The 19315-nt window shown below is 71.2% G+C and carries 18 protein-coding genes; 6 read left to right on the top strand and 12 right to left on the bottom strand.

Translation table 11 applies throughout. The features are described 5' to 3' along the window. The 6 genes from GUY60_RS39025 to GUY60_RS16750 all read right to left on the bottom strand — a co-directional run. Positions 1 to 1422, bottom strand: a 1422-nt coding sequence (locus GUY60_RS39025) for a sulfatase family protein (RefSeq protein ID WP_161698561.1), incomplete at its 3' end; no start/stop codon positions are given. A 46-nt stretch (positions 1423 to 1468) separates the two neighbouring features. Continuing rightward, positions 1469 to 2776: an MFS transporter gene (locus tag GUY60_RS16730; RefSeq protein ID WP_161698563.1), complete on the bottom strand. Its 1308-nt coding sequence runs from the start codon at positions 2774 to 2776 to the stop codon at positions 1469 to 1471. A gap of 115 nt (positions 2777 to 2891) precedes the next feature. Then, a complete protein-coding gene (locus tag GUY60_RS16735) occupies positions 2892 to 4472 on the bottom strand; it encodes a sulfatase family protein (protein WP_161698565.1) in 1581 nt (526 codons plus the stop codon). Positions 4473 to 4591: 119 nt separating this feature from the next. Beyond that, a complete protein-coding gene (locus GUY60_RS16740; protein ID WP_161698567.1) occupies positions 4592 to 5158 on the bottom strand; it encodes a PadR family transcriptional regulator in 567 nt (188 codons plus the stop codon). Between the two features lie 72 nt (positions 5159 to 5230). Beyond that, entirely contained in the window at positions 5231 to 6190 is a 960-nt protein-coding gene (locus tag GUY60_RS16745) for a formylglycine-generating enzyme family protein (protein WP_161698569.1), read from the bottom strand. A gap of 153 nt (positions 6191 to 6343) precedes the next feature. Beyond that, positions 6344 to 7339, bottom strand: a complete 996-nt coding sequence (locus GUY60_RS16750) for an Lrp/AsnC family transcriptional regulator (RefSeq protein WP_312866326.1) — start codon at positions 7337 to 7339, stop codon at positions 6344 to 6346. A gap of 170 nt (positions 7340 to 7509) precedes the next feature. Here GUY60_RS16750 and GUY60_RS16755 point away from each other — a divergent pair, with 170 nt between their 5' ends. From GUY60_RS16755 to GUY60_RS16770, 4 genes are read left to right on the top strand one after another with little or no spacing between them, the layout of a single operon-like run. Further along, positions 7510 to 8760 (top strand): MFS transporter, encoded by a 1251-nt coding sequence (locus GUY60_RS16755; protein ID WP_161698571.1) that lies wholly within the window; start codon positions 7510 to 7512, stop codon positions 8758 to 8760. Continuing rightward, the gene (locus GUY60_RS16760) at positions 8757 to 10049 is read left to right on the top strand and encodes an amidohydrolase (protein WP_161698573.1); all 1293 of its coding nucleotides are present in this window, start codon (positions 8757 to 8759) and stop codon (positions 10047 to 10049) included. Before GUY60_RS16755 ends, GUY60_RS16760 begins: the two co-directional genes overlap by 4 nt. Before the next feature lies 1 nt (position 10050). Then, complete coding sequence (locus tag GUY60_RS16765; RefSeq protein ID WP_161698575.1) at positions 10051 to 10998, top strand: alpha/beta hydrolase; 948 nt, start codon at positions 10051 to 10053, stop codon at positions 10996 to 10998. Positions 10999 to 11051: 53 nt separating this feature from the next. Continuing rightward, complete coding sequence (locus tag GUY60_RS16770) at positions 11052 to 12497, top strand: amidase (RefSeq protein WP_161698577.1); 1446 nt, start codon at positions 11052 to 11054, stop codon at positions 12495 to 12497. Between the two features lie 412 nt (positions 12498 to 12909). Here GUY60_RS16770 and GUY60_RS16775 read toward each other — a convergent pair whose 3' ends face one another. The 5 genes from GUY60_RS16775 to ssuE form a co-directional block, all read right to left on the bottom strand. Next, the gene (locus tag GUY60_RS16775; protein ID WP_161698579.1) at positions 12910 to 13344 is read right to left on the bottom strand and encodes a hypothetical protein; all 435 of its coding nucleotides are present in this window, start codon (positions 13342 to 13344) and stop codon (positions 12910 to 12912) included. Between the two features lie 104 nt (positions 13345 to 13448). Then, on the bottom strand, positions 13449 to 13808 hold the full coding sequence (locus GUY60_RS16780) for a UBP-type zinc finger domain-containing protein (protein ID WP_161698581.1): 360 nt from the start codon (positions 13806 to 13808) through the stop codon (positions 13449 to 13451). Between the two features lie 923 nt (positions 13809 to 14731). After that, the gene (locus GUY60_RS16785; protein ID WP_161698583.1) at positions 14732 to 15877 is read right to left on the bottom strand and encodes an LLM class flavin-dependent oxidoreductase; all 1146 of its coding nucleotides are present in this window, start codon (positions 15875 to 15877) and stop codon (positions 14732 to 14734) included. Positions 15878 to 15900: 23 nt separating this feature from the next. Further along, a complete protein-coding gene (locus GUY60_RS16790) occupies positions 15901 to 16959 on the bottom strand; it encodes an acyl-CoA dehydrogenase family protein (protein ID WP_246235112.1) in 1059 nt (352 codons plus the stop codon). Between the two features lie 21 nt (positions 16960 to 16980). Beyond that, on the bottom strand, positions 16981 to 17526 hold the full coding sequence (ssuE, locus tag GUY60_RS16795; RefSeq protein WP_161698587.1) for an NADPH-dependent FMN reductase: 546 nt from the start codon (positions 17524 to 17526) through the stop codon (positions 16981 to 16983). On the opposite strand from ssuE, the gene GUY60_RS16800 reads away from it, so the two are divergent. After that, positions 17461 to 18276: a LysR family transcriptional regulator substrate-binding protein gene (locus GUY60_RS16800; RefSeq protein ID WP_246235114.1), complete on the top strand. Its 816-nt coding sequence runs from the start codon at positions 17461 to 17463 to the stop codon at positions 18274 to 18276. The two genes, ssuE and GUY60_RS16800, sit on opposite strands and share 66 nt — an antisense overlap. A gap of 32 nt (positions 18277 to 18308) precedes the next feature. Then, the gene (locus GUY60_RS16805) at positions 18309 to 18821 is read left to right on the top strand and encodes a P-loop nucleotide/nucleoside kinase family protein (protein WP_161698591.1); all 513 of its coding nucleotides are present in this window, start codon (positions 18309 to 18311) and stop codon (positions 18819 to 18821) included. Between the two features lie 53 nt (positions 18822 to 18874). Here the strand turns inward: GUY60_RS16805 and GUY60_RS16810 are convergent. After that, positions 18875 to 19315: solute carrier family 23 protein (locus GUY60_RS16810; protein ID WP_281368490.1), on the bottom strand; the 441-nt coding region annotated here is incomplete at its 5' end.

The following is a 19315-nucleotide window of genomic DNA, read 5'->3' on the forward strand; positions in this document are numbered from 1 at the left end:
GGGCCGGCGCGGGTCGGGGTCGGCCGGGATGACGTCGGAGGTCTCCACCAGCCAGCGCAGCACGGCGTCGTGCAGGCGCCGTTCCACGTCGGCGTGTTCGGGGCGGCCCGCGAGGTTGGTGCGCTCGTGCGGGTCCTTCGCCCGCTGGTACAGCTCGGGCGGCTCGTACAGCCGCCACACGTACGTCCACTCCTGGTCCCGGACGGCGACGGCCTTGCCCGCCAGGGTCGGGTCCTGGTGCTGGAGCGCGGACTTCAGGTCGTAAGGGAAGTCCGCGCGCTCCATCTGCGGTTCCTCGGCGATCGTGAATCCGCCCTCGGTGAAGGCGAGTTCGCGGTGTGGTGCCGCCGGGTCGATCAGCAGTGGCAGCAGGCTGCGGCCGAAGTGACGGTGGGGTGCGGGCGCGCCCGCGAGGCCGAGCACGGTGGGCAGGACGTCGACCATCTCCACCATCGCGTCGCACTCCTGGCCGCCGTCGCCGAGCCCGGCACCGCTGATGATCAGCGGGTCGCGGGTGATGCAGTCGTGCATCGCGGACGGCCACTTCTCGATCACTCCGTGGTCGCCGAGGTATTCGCCGTGGTCGGCGAAGACGAGGGTGACGGTGTCGGCGGCGGCGCTGGCTTGCTCAACTGCCTTGTTGATGCGGCCTACTTGGTCGTCGAGGCGGGAGACCATGCCGTAGTAGGTGGCCACGACCTCGCGCCACTGTTCGGGGGTGACCTTGTCCAGGCTGTGGGCTTCGCGGACGGCGCGCAGGTAGCGCGGTTCGCCGGAGGGATCGCCGGGCGGGGCCGGGTCGGGCACCGCGTCGCGGTCGAACCGGGAGAACCATGGCTCCTCCACCTGGAACGGGCAGTGCGGCGCCACCAGCGGCACGAACAGTACCCAGGGCCGGTCCTGCGGGGGCTCGCGCAGCCACTGCTCGGCGGTGCGCACCGCGGCCTCGTCGGGGTCGATCCCGCCGTCGTCGGGGACCTGGCCCCGGTAGAACAGGCGGGACCAGACGCCCTCCGGGTAGTCCCCGTCGTAGAGCCGGGTGGGCCAGGTCGAGAAGCCGTACTCGTCGACGCTGGACTCGGTGACGCCGGGTGCGAAGGTGTCACCGCGCATGCCGGCCCAAGTGACGTGGTATCCGGCGTCCTTGAGGATGCGCAGGAGGTTCGGCTCGTGGTCCTTGAGGAGGTGGGTGAGGGTGCGGTGGCCCGCGGTGTGCGGGTACCAGCCGGTGAGGATCGAGGCGCGGCTGGGGGAGCAGACCGGGTGCTGGACGTAGGCGTTGGTGAAGCGGGTGCCGCGCGCGGCGAGCGCGTCGAGGTGCGGGGTGCTCGCGTGCGGGTTACCGAAGGCGCCGAGCGCGTCCGCGCGCAGCTGGTCCGGCATGAGGATCAGGAAGTTGGGGCGGGCGGTGCGGGTACTCATGAGGCGTTCTCCGTGTACGGGGTCGGGATGATCGCGGTGACGGTGGTCATGCGTGGTCCGTTCCTCCGATGGAGGCGGCGCGGCGGGCCAGTTCCGACCGGACGGCCGCGGTGTCGCGCACGTAGGGCCGGTAGAGCAGCGTGACCAGGGCGCCGTTGGCCAGCATGAGGACGACGGCCAGCCACAGGAACGCCGTCTGCAGGCCGAACGCGTCGCCGAGGTAGCCGACCAGGAGGGAACTGATGGCCCACCCGGCGGCCTCGACGGAGAGCATCAACGCGAAGGCCGCGCTGCGCAGTTCGGGCAGCACCACCGACATCACCACCGGCCGGTTGATGCCGGGAGTGACGCTCTGCGCGGCGCCCACCAGGCTGAACACCACCATGTACGCCCACATCGGGCCCCAGTCGATCTGGGTGGCGGCGTAGGCGACCACGGCATAGGCGACGATCGCCGTCTGCATGGCCGCGATCCGGCCGGTGCGCGGGTGCCGCCGGTGGACCCGGTCGGCGACGAAGCCGCCGAGGAACGTGCCGAGCAGGTAGGTGACGGTGACGGCTGGTGTCACCAGGGAGGCGGTGGCGTTGCTGAAGCCGCGCTCGTCGACCAGGAAGGTGACTCCGAAGCTGATCAGGATGAACTGCCCGGTGGTCAGGCGTTGTACGCAGATCAGGACCAGGGTGCGGTTGCGCAGCAGCCCGCGGAACTGCGCCCGGGTCAGCCGGGCCACGGCGTCCGGCCCGGCGCCCTCCCGGGCGCCGATGCCCGGGTCGCGGAGGAAGGCGAGGATCAGCACGCCGAAGACGATCTGGAAGGCGCCGGAGGCGAAGAATCCGTACCGCCAGCCGTTCTCCACGTCTGAGAGCAGGCCGAGCAGCGGGCCCGTGACGCCGAGACCCAGTGCGGCGATGCCGTACAGCACTCCGGACGCGCGGCCGCGGTCGGCGTCGTCGAAGAGGTCGGCGACCAGGCCGTTGACGAGAGGGCCGCCGCCCGCGATCCCGGCAGAGGCGATGGTGGCCAGGACGAGGAGCTGGACGAAGTTCTGGGCCAGGCCCATGGCCGCGGTCCACACACCCCAGAAGCCGCAGCAGACGGCGAGGACGTTCTTGCGCGGCCACCGGCGGGCCAGCGCGACCCAGAGGGGCCCGGCGACGACGGTGATCAGCTTGCTCGCGGCGACCAGCTGGCCGAGCGCGGCGAGCGGAAGGCCGAGGGAGGCGCGCAGCGCGGGAAAGAGGACGGACTGGACACTGGACTCGCTGTTGTCCACATTCAGCAGCCCGCCCAGGAGGGCGAGTTGACGCCATCGGCGGGGGGCGCCGGGCGGTGGCGCCTTCGTGGGTGGCGGCACGGATCGTACGGATACAGGCGGTACTGGTGGTACGGCGTCGGTCGGCATCACGGCTCCTTCGCCGGTGCGGGTACGTGCGCGGATCCGGTGCGGGTACGCGCGCGGATGGGGAGGCTCAGCCGTCCTGCTGGGTGGATGCGCGCTGGTCGCGGGTCTGCAGCAGGTGGACCCAGCGTTCGAGGAGCTCGGCGGTGCGCGGCCGGTCGGGGGCGTGCCAGGACACGGGGATGTTCAGCGTGGCGAGGCGCTGCTCCAGGTCGTCGGCGAGGTGGGCGCGGCCGGTGGCGCGCAGGTGCGCGGCGTAGCGGACGGGGTCGTTGTAGTACGTGGGACCGGTCTGCAGGGTGGCCTGCATGGGGTCGGGCAGAGCGCCGGGGCGGCCCGCGTACTCGTGCCACCACTCGGCGAGATGCGACCGCATCCGTGCCGCGAGGCCGGGCTCCTCGTCCATCAAGTCCCGTGTCAGGTAAGGGTCCTTGGTGACGTGGAAAAGCTGCTCCCACTCGGTACGGAAGCTGCCGGGGTGGTAGGTGCGCAGGTAGAGGTGATCGCGGGTGCGGACGGCACGCTGGTAGGTGTGGGCGCCGTGCCCGAGGACGAGGTACTCGCGCGAGTCGATCGTCTCGCCGCGGACCGCGGGCGCGAACGAGGCCCCCTGCCAGCCGGCCGGGACGTCCAGGCCGAGCAGCTCGCACAGGGTGGGGGCGAGGTCGATGTTGTAGAGGAGGGCGTCGTTGCGGCGGGCCTCGTCGGGCAGCCGGTCGGTGAGCCCCGGCCAGTGCACGATCAGCGGGACACGGTGGACGGGCTCGCTCGCGTGCCCGTGTTCGGCGTACGAGCCCAGCTCGCCGAAGGACTCCCCGTGGTCCGCGCTGACGATCACCGCGGTCTCGTCGGCGATCCCCAACTCCTCCAGGGTGGCGAGGAGTTGACCGAAGTGGTGGTCCCAGTAGGCGATGGCGCCGTCGAATCCGTTGACCAGGTGCTCGAAATCGGCGCGGGAGCGGATCGCGTCGGGCATGTTGTGCGGGACGGGCGAGGTGCCCGCGCCGCGGATCGAGTAGTGCAGGTCGAGAGCGCTGCGCGGGCCGTAGACCTCGGCGTGCGCGGCGATCGTCTCCTCGTCGGGCCAGGACTGCACGGGCCCGGAGGCGGCCATCTGCTCGGTCCACTCGGCGGGCTGCGTGTAGTTGGTGTGCGGGTCCCAATAGGTCAGGTGCAGATACCAGTTGTCGTCGTCCGCATGCCGGCGCAGCCAGTCGATCGCGGCGCGGTTGACGTCGTGCGCCTCCTCGTCGCCCAGCCGGTCGGTGGCGCGGATCGACTCGCGGAAGTTGGCGTGGAAGAAGTACGCGCGATGGCGTTCGGCGAAGACCGACACGGCGGCGGTGTAGTACCCGCCGAAGCCGAGGCGCTGGCCGAGCAGCGGCCGGTCGGGCTCGGGGCCGTGCCCGGCGTCGAGCCGGAACTGCGCGGCGGGCCCGAAATGCCCGATCACCCCGTTGCTGATGCCGAACTGACCACTTGTCAGGGCGGTACGCGAGGGCAGGCACGGTGAGTCGGAGCAGTAGTAGCGGTCGAAGGTGACGGACCTGTCGGCGAGCTTCTGCAGGTTGGGGGTGGTGGGCCGGTGATATCCGTACGGGGTCGTGTGGTCGGCGCGGAGGGTGTCCACGTCGACGTAGATGATGCGCATGTACGGCTCCCTGGAGGGGGTCGGGCAGGGGGGACCGCCGCGTGGCGGTCCGGCTCGTCACGTGGTGCGGAAGCGGTATGGGGCGCTGGGGTGTTGGGGTTTTGCAGGTGTGGTGGGGGTCAGCGGCCGAGCCGCGCCTCCAAGCGGGCCTCGGTCAGCTGGAGCCAGGCGATGTAGGAGGCCGTGAACGCGTAACCGTGCTCGTGGGCCATGGTGTGCACCTCTCGGGCCCAGTCCGCGTCAAGACCATCGATCTGCGGCTCGTACTCGACGGGGACGGGCGCGGCGGCGCTGAGCGCGTCATGCTTGAGCCGGTACGCGAGCTCCGTGCGGACGACGTCCAGGGCGATCTCGGGGTCGAGCTGCCCGGCGAAGAGGAAGCGCAGCTTGAACTCCGGGTCCATGGGGCGCGGCGACGGCTCGTACGGGGAGCGCGCCCATGCGAGCAGCGCCTGTTCGCCCTCCTCGGTGAGCCGGTAGACCTTGGCGTCCGGGCGGCCCTCGCGCGGGTCGACGTCGAAGTCCACCCAGCCGCGCTCCACCAGGGTGCCGAGCCGGCGGTAGATCTGCGGCAGCTTGACGCCGTACCCGATGTACCGGCCCGGACCTTCCATCCAGCGGCGCAGGTCGTAGCCGGACAGGCGGCGAAGCGCCAGCGCACCGAGGATCACGTAGTCGAGCTGCATCCGAACCTCTTATGTTCTCAGGAACCTAGCTAGGCTCAGATTCACCCGCCGCCCGGACGGTGTCAAGAGTCTTCACACGGGCGCGACGCAGCGGAAACCCGCGTGCCCGCTGGAACTGTCCGGGCTGTTGGCGGTCCGGGCCGCGACGCGGTAGCGGTTGCAGTACGAGACGTGGCACAGGTGCGAGCCGCCGCGCATCGCCTTGTCCGAACCGCCGCGCGGGCCTTGGGGGTTGACCAGCGGCCGGGCGGATCCATGGTTTGTGGTCCACCAGTCGGCGCACCACTCCCAGACGTTTCCGGAGGTGTTGTACAGGCCGAAGCCATTGGGCTCGAACGCGTCGACGGGGGCCGTGCCGCGGTACCCGTCGGCGGCGGTGTTCTTCGCGGGAAAGGTGCCGCGCCAGATGTTGCAGCGGTAGCCGCCGTCGGGGTCGAGCTCGTCGCCCCAGGGGTACCGCCGCTGCTCGAGCCCGCCGCGGGCGGCGTACTCCCACTCGGCCTCGGTCGGCAGCCGCTTGCCCGCCCACGCGGCGTACGCGGCGGCGTCGTTCCAGGACACGTGCACGACCGGGTGGTCACCGCGCCCCTCGCGCGTGCTGCCGGGCCCCTCCGGCCGGCCCCAGGCGGCACCCCGCACTCCGCACCACCAGGGGGTTCGCTCCGGCCGGGGCGCACCGCGCCGCAGGGCCGCCGGCAGGAAGCCGGCGAACACGTACGACCAGCCGATGCGTTCGGCGTCGGTGCGGTACCCGGTGTCGGCGACGAAGGCCGCGTACTGCTCGTTGGTCACCGCGCACACGTCGATGCGGAACGGGTCGAGCCGCACGGCCCGCACCGGCCCCTCGCCGTCCCCGGCGAAGCCCTCGGCGTCGTCCGTGCCCATCAGGAACTCGCCGCCCGGCAGTGACACCATCCCCCGCTCGTCGCGCACCCGGCTCGGCGCCGCGGTCAGCGGTACGGTCACGGAGACGGCCGCCGGACCGCCGCCGGTCGGCATGCAGCAGCGCGCGAGGCTGCGGGAATCGCTCATTTCGGCTCTGGCCCTCCCGGTCGTGGGGGGCGTCTCCATCGGCGCCCCGCCTATGTTCATCCGAACATAACCATCCGAAGCCGCGACGAGGAAGAGGCGAACGGCTCTCACCAGGCAGGCCGGGGAGAGCGCGAGGCGTGGCAGGTGCCGGGGTCAGACCTGGGGCAGGGAGAAGGGGACGTGCCCGACGGCGCGGCCGGTGGTGTCGAGGAGTCGGCCCATGCGTTTGCGGGAGTGGAGGAAAACGGTGCGGTCGCTGACCTTCAGGTGCGGGAAGCGTTCCGCGAGGTGCGCCTCGAAGGGGTCGATGGCGTGCAGGCCGCGCAGCCAGACCATGACGAGGAGGTTGTCGGAGCCGCTGACGGACACGGCCAGGCGGACCTCTTCCCGTCGGGCCAGCGCGTTGCCCGTGGCTTCGAGGTGGGTGTGCGGGACCGCGGTGCGGTAGAGCACGACGGTCGACAGCCCGGCGAGGGGGTGGGCCAGGTCGCAGCGGAAGGTGATGTCCCGGTCCCGGATCATCCGCTGGAGCCGGCGTCGGGCGCTGTGTTCGCTCATGCCGGTCGCGGTGCCCAAGTCGGTGTAGCCGAGGCGTCCATCACGGCCGAGGGCTTCCAGGAGGGCCTGGTCCCCGGGCGGCGGCCGGTGGTGCATGTGGGCGCTGTACGGGACCGGGTGCGAGGTGCGCGGAGCGGAGAGCTCCGCGTCACCGGACGGTTCCATGGCCCGCATGCGCCAGTCACCGCCTTCGCTGTACAGGGTGATGCCGAGGCGCGTACGGGTGGACCGTACGCCTTTCAGGCCGCCGATCAGACCGTGCACCGAGCGGCCCAGGGCGGGCAGGTCGGCAGCGACGACCGACGCCAGGAGATCGAAGTCACCGGCCGTCTCGTCGACGCTGAAGACCCAGGGCATGGCGGCCAGGGCGGCGCCGGCGGATTCCACGGCCCGGGGCCGGCACCTGACCTCGACGTAGGCGACGGTCGTCGCCTTCGCGGAGTCGTACGCGCTGACCCAGGCCAGGCCGTTCGCGCGCAGCCGTTCCCAGCGGCGGGCCGCCGTGGTCGCGTCCACGCCGATGGCCCGGCCGATCCGGGACCACGGTGCCCGGGGAGCGGCCTGGAGGGCGTCGACGAGGGCCAGGTCCACTTCGGAGAACGGAGCACCTCCGCCGGTCCCGCGGGAATCGGGGACCGTCGCTCCTCCTGAGATGTTTTCCTGCAATTCTCCAGGGATTCCTGTCACGGACCGGATCGTAGGGGCACTTCCGGCCGATGCCCAGCCCCGGCTTCGGCTGCCCGGAGTCGAAGGAGTGCCGCGTGTCTGCTCCGCCCCCGAAGTCCACCCGGAGAACCGTCCGGATCACGATCGTCCTGCTGTTCACCGCCTGGCTGGTCGACTACGCCGACCGGCTCGTCATCAACCTGGCCCTGCCCTCCATCGGCGACGAGTTCGACGTGGGCCGCGGGGAACAGGGCCTGATCGTCTCGGCGTTCTTCCTCGCGTACGCCCTGTGCCAGATCCCGGGCGGCCTGCTTGCCGACCGGTACGGCGCCCGGCGGGTCATGCTCTGGGCCCTGTTCTCCTGGTCGGTGTTCACCGCGCTGACCGGCTTCGCCTGGTCGTTCGGCGTCCTGCTGCTGATGCGGTTCGCGTTCGGCACGGCCGAAGGCGTCTTCCCGCCCGCTTCGATGAAGGTCCTCGTGGAGCGGACCACACGTGCCGAGCGGATGGGTGCCAACGGCGTCATCATGAGCTCCAACGCCCTTGCGGGCGTGCTCACTCCGCTCCTCGTCGCACCTCTGATCGCCGTCTTCGGCTGGCGTTCGGCGTTCTTCTCGACGGCGGCGCTCGGCGTCTTCGTCGTGGTGGCGATACGGGTGTGGCTCCCCGCGCCGCTGCCGGTGGTGGAGCCCGAGCCCCGCGTCGACCGGCGGCGCGCCGGGGGCGTCCTGGGCAAGGCCGTGATCTGGCGGTTCAGCACCATGATGTTCGGCTACAGCCTGATCGTGTGGGGTCTCAGCACGTGGATCCCGTCCTATGTGAGCGAGGAGTACGGCGTCTCGCTCGCCTCGACCGGGGCCCTCGTGGCGATTCCCGGCCTCGCCGCGACCGGCGCGATCGTCGTCGGCGGGCGGCTCGCGGACCGCCTCGGCGGCCACCACCGCAGGGTGATCGTGCCCAGCATGACGGCGGCCGCCGTCACGCTGCTGTTCATGGTCTTCTCGCCGTCGCTCACCGGTTTCATCGTCTTCGGCACGCTCGCCACGACAGCCGTCTCCCTCTGCTACATGCCGATCCTCGCCGTGCCGCTGGGCGGCCTCGCGGCCGAGGACGTCGGCGTGGGCAGCGGAGCGATCGTCTTCGGCGGCCAAGTGGCCGGCATGGTCGCCCCGCCCGTCATCGGCGCGCTCGCCGACGCCTTCTCGTTCAAGGTGGCCTTCGCGTCCCTGGTGCTCGGCGCGGCCATCGCTCTTGTGATGGCGCTGCTCACCCCGCAGGACGCCGCCTCCTTCCGGGCCGCCACCGGCGTGTCCGAACTCCCCACGCCCGCAAAGGAACACTCATGACCGCCGCCTCCGCCGCGCGCCTGCTGTCCGGCCTCCCGGACCGGCTGCCCGGCCTGCTCGCCCTCTACGAGGACCTGCACGCCCACCCCGAGCTGTCCTTCCAGGAGGTCCGCACGGCAGGAGTCGTCGCCGAACGGCTGCGCAAGCAGGGCTGGGAGGTCACCGAGGGCGTCGGCGGCACCGGCGTCGTCGGAGTCCTGGCCAACGGCGAGGGCCCGGTGGTCCTTCTCCGTGCCGACATGGACGGCCTCCCGGTGCGGGAGCGGACGCAACTGCCGTACGCCTCCCAGGAGATGGGCGTCGACAGTGAGGGCAACAAGGTTCCCGTCATGCACGCCTGCGGCCATGACATGCACGTCACCTGCCTGCTCGGCGCGAGCGCCCAACTCGCCGCCGCCCGTGACGAATGGCATGGCACGGTCGTCGCGGTGTTCCAGCCGGCGGAGGAGGTCGGCGGGGCACCGGCCATGATCGAGGACGGCTTCCTGGACCGCTTCCCGCGCGCTGATGTCTGCCTCGGCCAGCATGTGTCCCCGGCCCCCGTCGGTCTCGTCGGCACCCGTCCGGGCACGGTGATGGCCGCCTCCGACAGCCTGCGGGTCCGTCTCCACGGCCGCGGCGGACACGGGTCCACGCCCGAAACCACCGTCGATCCGATCGTCATGGCCGCGGCGGTCGTCATGCGGCTGCAGACGGTCGTCTCCCGGGAGGTGGGGGCGGCACAGACCGCCGTGGTGACCGTCGGCTCGCTGCACGCGGGCACCAAGGAGAACATCATTCCCGACACCGCGGACCTGCGGATCAACATCCGCTCCACGACTCCCGCCGTACGGGAGCGGGTCCTGGCGGCCGTCGAACGGATCGTCCGTGCCGAGGCCGCCGCGTCCGGGGCGCCCAAGGAGCCCGAGATCACGGGATTCAACCCTTTCCCGGTCACCGTCAACGACGCCGAAGCCACCGGCACCGTACTGACCGCGATCGCCGAAGTCCTGGGCGGGGAGCGGGTGTTCACCCTGCCCGAACCCCTCACCGGCAGCGAGGACTTCGGCGTCTTCGGCGCGGCGCTCGGAGTCCCCTCCGTCTTCTGGCACTTCGGCGGCGCCGACCCGGCCTTCTTCGAGCACATCGACCCCGACACCTTGCTGACGGACGGCCTGCCCGACACGGTCCCGGCCAACCACTCCCCGTACTTCGCCCCCGTCCCCGAACCCACGATCCACACCGGTGTGACGGCGCTGCTCGCGGCAGCCGCGCACTGGTTGTGTGCCGGCGACCGGCGGGAGAAGTGACGTGCCCCTGGACCCGGACATCGCCGCGTTCTTGCGAAGCCTCCAGCAACTCGACGCCCCCGAGCCAGGGGAGAACGCTGTCGCACAGGCCAGAGCCCGGCTGCGGGCGCTGACCGTCGACCACCTCGACCAGGCCACGAAGCCCGAGGCCGCGACGGTGACCTCGACGGTGCTGGCGGATTCCGTCCCGGCCCGCGTCTACCGGCCGCATGCCACGACGCCCGTGCCAACGGTGGTGTACCTGCACGGCGGCGGCTGGGTGGCCGGCGACCTCGACACACATGACGTGCACGCCAGGACCCTGTGCCGCGACCTCGACGCCGTCGTGGTGAGCGTCGACTACCGGCTCGCGCCCGAACATCGTTTCCCCGCCGCGGTCGAGGACGCGTACGCCGCCCTGACCTGGGTCGCACAGCACGTGGACGCGTTCGGCGGCGACCCTGCCCGGCTGGTCGTCGGCGGCGACAGCGCCGGAGCGACGCTCTCCGCCGTGTGCGCACAGCAGGCCCACGCCGACGGACTGTCGCTCGCCGCCCAACTCCTGGTCTACCCCAGCACGGACATGGCAGGCGCGTACCCGTCGCGTACCGAGAACGGCGAAGGCTACTTCCTCACCACCGCGGAACTGCACTGGTTCTTCGAGCAGTACCTCGGCGTCAGCCCATCCGATCCAGCCTCCGCCGCGTTCGGAGCCGACCCGCGGGTCGCACCCCTGCGGGCGAAGGACCTCTCCGGGCTCGCTCCGGCCGTCGTGGCCACCGCGGAGTACGACCCGCTGCGTGATGAGGGAGACGCGTACGCCGAAGCGCTGCGGGGCACCGGCGTACGCGTCGCGCACCGGCGGTTCGACGGCCTCGTCCACGGCTTCTACGGCATGGACCACCTCAGCCCTGCCGCAGGGGAGGCGACGGCCTGGATCAACGCCGCGCTCAAACGACTGCTCGGCTGACATCCCCTACCCACCCTCGCCCGTGAAGTCCCTTCATCCGTAAGGAAGTCCGCATGAACCCGAACGACGCCGGCGCCGATCTCGCCTACCTCAGCGCCACCGAGGCGCGACGGCTCTTTGACGCCCGCGAACTCTCCCCGGTGGAGCTGATGCGCGCCGTCATCGACCGCGCGGAACAGACGGAACCGGTCGTCAACGCCTTCACTGAGCAGCTCTACGACGAGGCACTCGACCAGGCCCGGCACGCCGAGGACCGCTTCCTCGGCAAGGGCGGCCTGACGCCGCGCCCGCTCGAAGGCATACCGGTCGCCACCAAGGAGAAGCACGCCATCGCCGGGCGCTCCCTCACCGAGGGCTCCCTCGTCAACGTCGGCAACACCGCGACCGAGAACGCCCCGGTCATCGACCGGATCCTGGACGCGGGCGGCATCATCCACGCCCGTACCGCCACCCCCGAGTTCTCCATCGCCACCTTCACCCACAGCCGCCTGTGGGGCGTCACCCGCAATCCGTGGAACCCCGACTTCACCCCCGGCGGCTCGTCCGGCGGCGCCGGCGCCGCCCTCGCCGCCGGTACCGCGCTGCTCGCCTCCGCGTCCGACATCGGCGGCTCGACCCGCATCCCCGCCGCCTTCACCGGCACCGTCGGATACAAGGCCCCGTACGGCCGGATCCCCGGCGTGGCACCGCTGTCCGCCGACCACTACCGCGGCGACGGCCCCATGGCACGCACCGTCGACGACTGCGTCACCTTCGCCAACGTTCTGGCAGGACCGGACCCGCGCGACCACGTGTCGTTGCGCCCGAAACTCGTCCTGCCGACCGAGTACGACGCGGTCGCGGGGATGCGCATCGCCCTGTGTCTGCGCCTGGGCGCCTACGACGTGCACCCGGAGATCGAGGCCCACACCCGCGCCGTCGCCCGCGCCCTCACCGACGCGGGCGCGATCGTCGAGGAGATCGAACTCCCGTGGACCAAGGACGACCTCCTCATCAGTGTCGCCGCACACTTCTCCACGATTTTCGGCGCCATGGTCCGTGAGATCGAAGCCGAGCACCGCGACCGGATGTCGCCGTACGCGGCAGCCTTCGCCGACACCATGGCCGTCGCCGGTGAGCAGGTCACCTACGTGGACGGTCTGCGCGTCGAGACCCGGTTGCAGCGCGAACTGGCCGAGGCGATGGCCCCCTTCGACGCCCTGATCTGCCCGACCACGGCTGTCCCCGGACTGCCCGCCGGGGACGACCTCCTGGGGCGTCTGGTGGTGAACGGCGAGGACCACGGCGAGCCGCTGTGGGCGGCCATGACGCTGCCCTTCAACATCAGCAACCGCTGCCCCGTCCTCAACGTGCCGAGCGGCCACTCCAGTTGGGGCCTTCCGACCGGCGTCCAGATCGTCGGCCACACCTATGACGACCCGACCGTCTTCCGCATCGGCAAGGCCGTAGAGCAACTCCGCACCTGGGCATACACCCCGAACCACCGGCCGACCGTGTGAGCCTGTTCCAACTTGCCTTCCGAGCTTGCTCGTTGGGCTGACGACAGGGAGACGCCAGCCGTCGCGGTGCAGCGGCTGCGGGGCTGTGGGTGCCTGGAAGGGTAAAGCTCCCGCCAGGCACCCGACTTGAGGCTCTGGAAGAACCCGAGCTTCTCCGGGCTGTATGAAACAAGCAGGTTCTTCGTCTGCTGCTGGTGCACGGCCGTGCACCCTTTCTGACCTGCGACTATGGGTGAAGTCGCCTGTCGCGGGGCTTAGTTGGTCCGCACCTGGTCCGGATCTCGGTGGGTTGTCTGCGGCGCTGGGGAGCAACCCTTGCGGTACGACATGGCACCTCGCGGCGGAGTTCCCCGACGGCAGACTCGGCGCCGCCTGCGTACGGCAGTGGTGGGGCCGACGTGCTCGTGGTGCGTCACCGGTGTTCGTTCACGCCCTCGGCGATCAGGGAGACGCCGATGCCCAACATCCAAACGTCCTTGGCCAGCACGGTTCCCTGCTCGGTCGGGCGCAGGCTGCCTTCCCGCCGCATCCCCGGCGTCCGCAGGTAGAGCCCGAGGGTGCCAACGGAGAATGCGGTCAACGCCACCCCTGCGACAGCGGCGGGGACGACGGGCAGGAGCAGCGTGGTGGCAACGGCGAGCTCCCCGGCGGAGAGCAGCCGGACGAACTTCTGGGCGTCGAGTTTGCCCAGGAACGGGTAGGTGGTGGCAGCGAACTGCTGCAGCCTCTGGGCGGTGGCCTCGTCCGAACCGCGTTTCGACAGTCCCGAGTTGAGGAAGAACGTGCCGACCGTGAGCCTGAGCGGAAGTTGCCGTGCTGTGGAACGCCATGCTGAACCTGATGCCATGCCGAGCCTCCCAACATTGGCCCCACCCACCACCCTGACATCCGACAGAAACATGTCAAACCAGGGCCAATGGCATCTGCCGGTCCAAGAGACTCCGGACCAGGTCAGTGCAGGTGAAGCTGCCAGTCCGCCGGGACCTTGCCACGCGGCCCCGGAGTCGGCTGCGAGGCCGGGTGTGAGGTGGGCGGTGCCAGGGGCGGACCCTCGTAGTACTGCTCGGTCTCGATGTTCCAGAACCAGGACTCGCCGGGCTCGAAGTTCGTCAGGAAGGGGTGCCCGGCCTCCCGGGCATGCTTCGTGCCGTGCTGCGAGGGCGAGGAGTCACAGCATCCGATGTGCCCGCACGCCGCGCAGCGCCGCAGGTGGAACCACCACCCCGGTCCATCGCCTGCCAGGCACTCTGCGCACCCGTCCCCACTCGGCTGCGCGGTGGGATCAATACCGGGGATCTGCTCGTGAGCCATGCGGCTGCGCCTCCCTGGCGAGGCTTCGCTCAGATGCCGTTTCGGACGGCGTTCCGGCACTTGGCACTTGGAGCCGGAGTTGAAAGGGTCGAACGTCTTCCTTCAGGGTAATCGGCGCGGATCAGGCTCGCAGGCCGTGAAAGCAGCTCGCCCGGGCCGCCGGCGCCGCCCTGCCGGCCCACGAACCCGCATCTGAGCTGCCGCCTTCCCACTGAAAGACCTGGGCGACGTCAGACTGAGGTTGGAAAAGCCTCAGTCATCATCGACGCATGCGCAGAGGGCGTACGGATCACCGAGATTCGTTCCTCTCTCCCAAGGAACAGCAGGCCAACGGCTTGATGGCGCACTGCGTTTCGAAGTCGATGACAGATCGCCCGGCCAGACAGACAGTAGGAAGCGCTGCCTTGGCCGTTCACTTCGAGTTCTCCAGCGCATCGTGAGGAGACCCGCGACTCACTGAACGAGCTGCACGGCGGGTGTTCAGAAGACACCGCCGGCCAGGCCGGGCCTTACGAGGTCCTGCTGGGTTGCCGCCGGCCGGCCGTCGTACCGGACACGCGTGCAGGATCGGAGGTGAGCACACCTGGCGTTGCGCCGCCGAAACACCCGGGGCGCGAGTCTCCCGGCAGTGCGCAGCTCTCGCACGACCTCGGCGTCGTCCGGCACGTCAGCGACGACGTTCTCGTGATGAAGGACGGGCGCGTCGTGGAGTCGGGCCCGGCAAGGACACCTCTTCGCCGCACCCCGACACCCGTACACCCGCGCCGCGCACGTCGAAGCTGTTCGGACGCGGCGACCGGCTGCCCGCATCCCACTCGGCGGCGCGCCACCGCCGTGGCTGACGGCACGAGTTGAGGCCCCGGGGGATCCCCCGGGGTCTCAACTGCCTTTCTCTACTGAGGGGTTACGAGCTCTGCCCTGGGTTACGAGGCGAACGGTACCGCCGCCGGCGTCCTGTCAAGGGCAGCCGCGTCCGGGTGCCGCCACAGGCCGCGGTCGGCGAGGACGGGCAGCACGCCCTCACCGAACCAGTACGCCTCCTCGACGTGCGGGTAGCCGGAGAGCACGAACTCGTCGATGCCGAGGGCGTGGTACTCGGCGATGCGGTCGGCGATCTCCGTGTGGGAGCCGACGAGGGCGGTGCCTGCGCCGCCGCGCACGAGGCCGATGCCGGCCCACAGGTTCGGGTAGATCTCCAGGCGGTCGGTGGAGCCGCCGTGCAGCGCGAGCATCCGCTTCTGCCCTTCGGAGCCCGAACGGGCAAGGCCCGCCTGGACGTTGGCCACGACCTGCGGGTTGATGCCGGACAGGAGACGCCCGGCCTGCGCCCACGCCTCCTCGGCCGTGTCGCGGGCGATGACGTGCAGCCGGATGCCGAACCGCACCTCCCGCCTCTCCGCCTTCGCCTGCGTACGGATCCAGGCGATCTTCTCGGCGACCTGCGCGGGCGGCTCGCCCCAGGTGAGGTAGACGTCGCTGTGGCGCGCGGCGACCGGGCCCGCCGCCTTCGACGAACCGCCGAAGTAGACGGGCGGCACCGGGTCGGGCAGGCGGGTCAGGCGGGCGTCGGCGACCCGCTCGTGCTGCCCGTCGAAGTCGACCCTCTCGCCGCGCCACAACGCCCGGGTGATGTGCAGGAACTCGTCGGTGCGGGCGTAGCGGGCCTCCTTGTCGAGGAAGTCGCCGTACGCGCGTTGCTCGTGGTCCTCACCGCCGGTGACGACGTTCAGCAACAGCCGGCCGCCGGAGTGCCGTTGGTACGTCGCGGCCATCTGCGCGGCGAGCGCGGGCGCCATCAGGCCTGGCCGGAACGCTACGAGGAACTTCAGGCGTTCGGTCCGCTCGACGAGCATGGCGGTGCTCAGCCAGGCGTCCTCGCACCAGGCTCCGGTCGGGGTGAGCGCGCCCTCGAAGCCCAACTGCTCGGCGGTACGGGCGACTTGGCCCAGGTAGGCGAGCGAGGCGGGGCGGTCACCACCGGCCGAGCCGGTGGGCACGCCGTGCCCGCCGCCGACGATGTGGCGGCTGTCCCCGTTGGTGGGCAGGAACCAGTGGAAGGTCAGAGACATGGGGAGATCCTTAACGGGGTCGGTCACACGAGGCCGTTGGCGGGCGGCGGGGTGTCGTTGAGCTCCCAGCCGCCGAGGTAGCGGAGCTTGAGGCGGCGGGGGTCGTGCAGGGTGTGGGTGCGGGCGTTGCGCCAGTGCCGGTCCAGGTTCAGGGCGCGGTCGGCGGCGCGGGTGCCGATGAGTTCGAAGATGCCGCCGGACACTTTGAGGGAGACCTCATCGGAGTGCGCGCGGGCCGCCGCCACCGCGGCTGAAGCCTCCGCCACCGCGGCTGAAGCCGCCGCCGTACGGGTGTTGAGGTCGACGCGGGCCGCGTCCACCGCCTCGCCGGCCTCCCGCAGCAGGGCGCGGGCGGTGCGTACCCGCAGGGCGAGCTCGCCGAACAGGTCGACGATCGCCTCCTCGTCGGCGGCCCGGTCGAGGCCGGTCTCCTTGCGGGGGCGGGCGATGTCGTGGATGAGCCGCTTACCGTCGCGCAGCGCGGCGACGGCGATGCCGGTGTCGATCGCGGCGTGCAGGTACTGCCCGTACGCGCCGAACAGCTCGTCCTTCTCGAAGATCGTGTACACCGGCACGATCCGCTCGGCGGGCACCCGGACGTGCGCGAAGCGGACGGTCCCGCTGCCGGTGGTGCGCTGCCCCAGGCCGTTCCAGTCGTCCTCGACGGTGACGCCGGGGTCGTCGGCGGGCACCCAGGCCGCGTGCACCCGGCCCTCCTCGCCGGCGGCGTGGACGGGGATCCAGTGGGCGAACAGGGCGCCGGTGGCGTAGTACTTGGTGCCGTGCACGACCCGGCTTCCGTAGTGGTTCTGCGGGATCTGCCCGATGCTGGCGTCGCCCGCGACCAGCTCGGTGAACACCCCGCCCAGGTCGCGCGTGGAGAGGCCCGGCCCGCCGTGGATCTTCGGCACGCTGAGCGTGAACAGGCCTGCCTCGGTCAGGGCGCGGATCTCGTCGTACGGGAGGATCCGCTCGGCGTCGCGTCGGGCGTCGTCGGCGGCGAATCGGGTGGCCAACTTCCGTACGACAGAGAACACATCGGCGCTCGTGGTCTCCGGGCCGAACGGGGTGGCGGGGTGCAAGGGAAAGCCGATAGCCATGGGTCAGGCGGCGGCGAGCCGCGACCCGGCGGGCAGGGCTGCGCGGAAGCGGTCGACGACCGGGGCGAGGGCGTCGCCCGCCTCGGGCGCGAGCGTGACGGCGCGGTCGGTGCCGACCGTGATGTGCCGGTCGAGGACGAACCAGCCCTGGGCGACGTCGGCGCCAAGCGAGGTCAGCACGGGACGCAGCGCGTAGTCGACGGCGAGGACGTGCGCGGGCGAGCCTCCGGTGGCCAGCGGCAGCACCGCCTTGCCGCGCAGCCCGTACTGCGGCAGGAGGTCGAGGAACGTCTTCAGGACGCCCGAGTACGCGGCTTTGTACACGGGGCTCGCGACGATCAGAGCGTCCGAGCGGGCCACAAGGTCGACGGCCCGTGCGATCTCCGGGTGCTTGGTGTCGGCAGACAGCAGCGCCTCGGCGGGAAGGCTGCGCACGTCGAGATGGTGGACCTCGTGGCCGTTCGCGGAGAACTGCCGACCGAGATGCGCGACGAGATGAGCGGTGCGGGAGGAGCCGGGGGCGACGAGGGGCGGGAGCTGCTGCCGCACATCATCGGCGTCCTGGAGTCCGTGGACCGGCTGCGCCGCGCGGCGCACGACCAGCACCACAGCAGCCGGATGGTCCGTGTCGGCACGGTGAACGCGGCGACGGTCCCGCTCCTCGTGCCCGCTGTCCGTGAGTTCCACGCGCAGCATCCTGCGACACAGGTCGAAATGGTCGGCACACAGCAGGACGACATCCACCGGGGCCTGCGCGAGGGCCGATTCGACCTCGGCCTGGTCAACTACCTCGACGGCGACGACACTCCCCCCGACCTGGAGACCACGGAACTGTTGAGCGGCCGCCCGGTGGTGTGCCTGCGTGCCGACGACCCGCTGGCAAGGCGGAAGGCGCTCAGCCCCGCCGATCTGGAGGGGGCCCCGTTGATCGGAATGCGCTCGGGGTACGTCATGCACCGTTACGCCCACCGGCTGTTCAAGGCCCCGCACTTGGCCTACTCCACGGACGGCGCCGAGCTCGGAAAGGTGCTCGTCGCCGAGGGCCTGGGTGTCACTCTGCTGCCGGACTTCAGTGTGGCGGGCGATCCGCTGGAGCGGGCCGGCCTGATCACGTACCGCCCGCTGCTCGACGAGACCACACGCGTGCTGGTGGTGTTGCAGCGCCGCCGAGGCGACGCGCCGAGGGCGGTCCGGGCCCTGCACGCTTCACTGCGGGCGCGTGCGGACGCGCTCGCGGGCACGGGCGCAGACTCTGCCGCGGAAGGTGGTGTCAACTCCCCTTCAGGCACTGCTCGGTGAGCGATTCCGGGCGGGCGTGCGAAGGTGTCGTCATGTTGATCGCGATGGCGGGGCTGCCCGGTGCGGGGAAGAGTTCGGTCGCCGAGGCCCTGGGGCGGAAGCTGACCGCCCCGGTCGTGTCCGTGGATCCGATCGAGGCGGCGATGTGGCGTGCGGGGGTGAAGCGTGGCCAGCCCACGGGCCTGGCGGCGTACGTCGTGGCCGAGGCCGTGGCCGACGGTGTGCTCGGCATGGGCCAGACCGTGATCGTCGATGCCGTGAACGCCGTGGAGGCGGCGCGGGGGCAGTGGCGGGCCCTGGCGGATCGTCATGGTGTGCCGGTGGTGTTCATCGAGGCGGTGTGCTCGGACCCTGCGGAACACCGTCGTCGGTTGGAGGCCCGGTCCCGGGGCATCGAGGGCTTCGCCGAGCCGACGTGGGCGGCGGTGGAACGTGTGCGGGAGGAGTTCGCCCCGTGGACCGAGCACCGGCTGGTGCTGGACACGATGAACGACCTGCCGTCGAACGTTGCGACCGCCCTGGGGATCCTCTGTGTGCCGGCCTGATCTTGCAATGCCGCGTAGGCGCGCCCCGGCCCGTTGATCCGGCCGGGGCACCCTCAACTGCCTCCCAGCACCGACCTGTTGGCGCAACGGAGCCGTACCCGGAACAAGGCGTGCAGCAGTACCGCCGCCACCGTGCCCGCCACCACACCGTTGCCGAGGACCGTACGCATCGCTTGCGGGAACCCGTCGTACAAGCCGGGCGAGACGACCGGGAGCAGTCCGGCCGCCAGGGCCACGGCCGCCGTGGTGGCAACCGTGTGGTCGCCGAGCCCGGCGCGGCCGAGCATCTCGACGCCCATGACCGCGATCACCGCGTACACGACGAGGGCCGAACCGCCCACCACCGGGGCCGGTACGGCGGCCAGGGCCCGCGACACCGGGGCGATCAGGCCCACCGCGATGAGCAGGACCCCCGCCCCCGCCGTGACGAAGCGGCTGCGCACCCCGGTGAGCCGTCCGATCCCGATGTTCTCGGCACTGGTCACCATCAGGGA

This window comes from Streptomyces boluensis (assembly GCF_009908195.1).
Taxonomy (GTDB): domain Bacteria; phylum Actinomycetota; class Actinomycetes; order Streptomycetales; family Streptomycetaceae; genus Streptomyces; species Streptomyces boluensis.

Excerpts from the sequence above, each read along its gene's own strand:
- GUY60_RS16735 (WP_161698565.1), bottom strand. The coding sequence starts at position 4,472 with ATGCGCATCATCTACGTCGACGTGGACACCCTCCGCGCCGACCACACG.
- GUY60_RS16740 (WP_161698567.1), bottom strand. The coding sequence starts at position 5,158 with ATGCAGCTCGACTACGTGATCCTCGGTGCGCTGGCGCTTCGCCGCCTG.
- GUY60_RS16745 (WP_161698569.1), bottom strand. The coding sequence starts at position 6,190 with ATGAGCGATTCCCGCAGCCTCGCGCGCTGCTGCATGCCGACCGGCGGC.
- GUY60_RS16760 (WP_161698573.1), top strand. The coding sequence starts at position 8,757 with ATGACCGCCGCCTCCGCCGCGCGCCTGCTGTCCGGCCTCCCGGACCGG.
- GUY60_RS16770 (WP_161698577.1), top strand. The coding sequence starts at position 11,052 with ATGAACCCGAACGACGCCGGCGCCGATCTCGCCTACCTCAGCGCCACC.
- GUY60_RS16775 (WP_161698579.1), bottom strand. The coding sequence starts at position 13,344 with ATGGCATCAGGTTCAGCATGGCGTTCCACAGCACGGCAACTTCCGCTC.
- GUY60_RS16780 (WP_161698581.1), bottom strand. The coding sequence starts at position 13,808 with ATGGCTCACGAGCAGATCCCCGGTATTGATCCCACCGCGCAGCCGAGT.
- GUY60_RS16785 (WP_161698583.1), bottom strand. The coding sequence starts at position 15,877 with ATGTCTCTGACCTTCCACTGGTTCCTGCCCACCAACGGGGACAGCCGC.
- GUY60_RS16800 (WP_246235114.1), top strand. The coding sequence starts at position 17,461 with ATGCGCGACGAGATGAGCGGTGCGGGAGGAGCCGGGGGCGACGAGGGG.
- GUY60_RS16805 (WP_161698591.1), top strand. The coding sequence starts at position 18,309 with ATGTTGATCGCGATGGCGGGGCTGCCCGGTGCGGGGAAGAGTTCGGTC.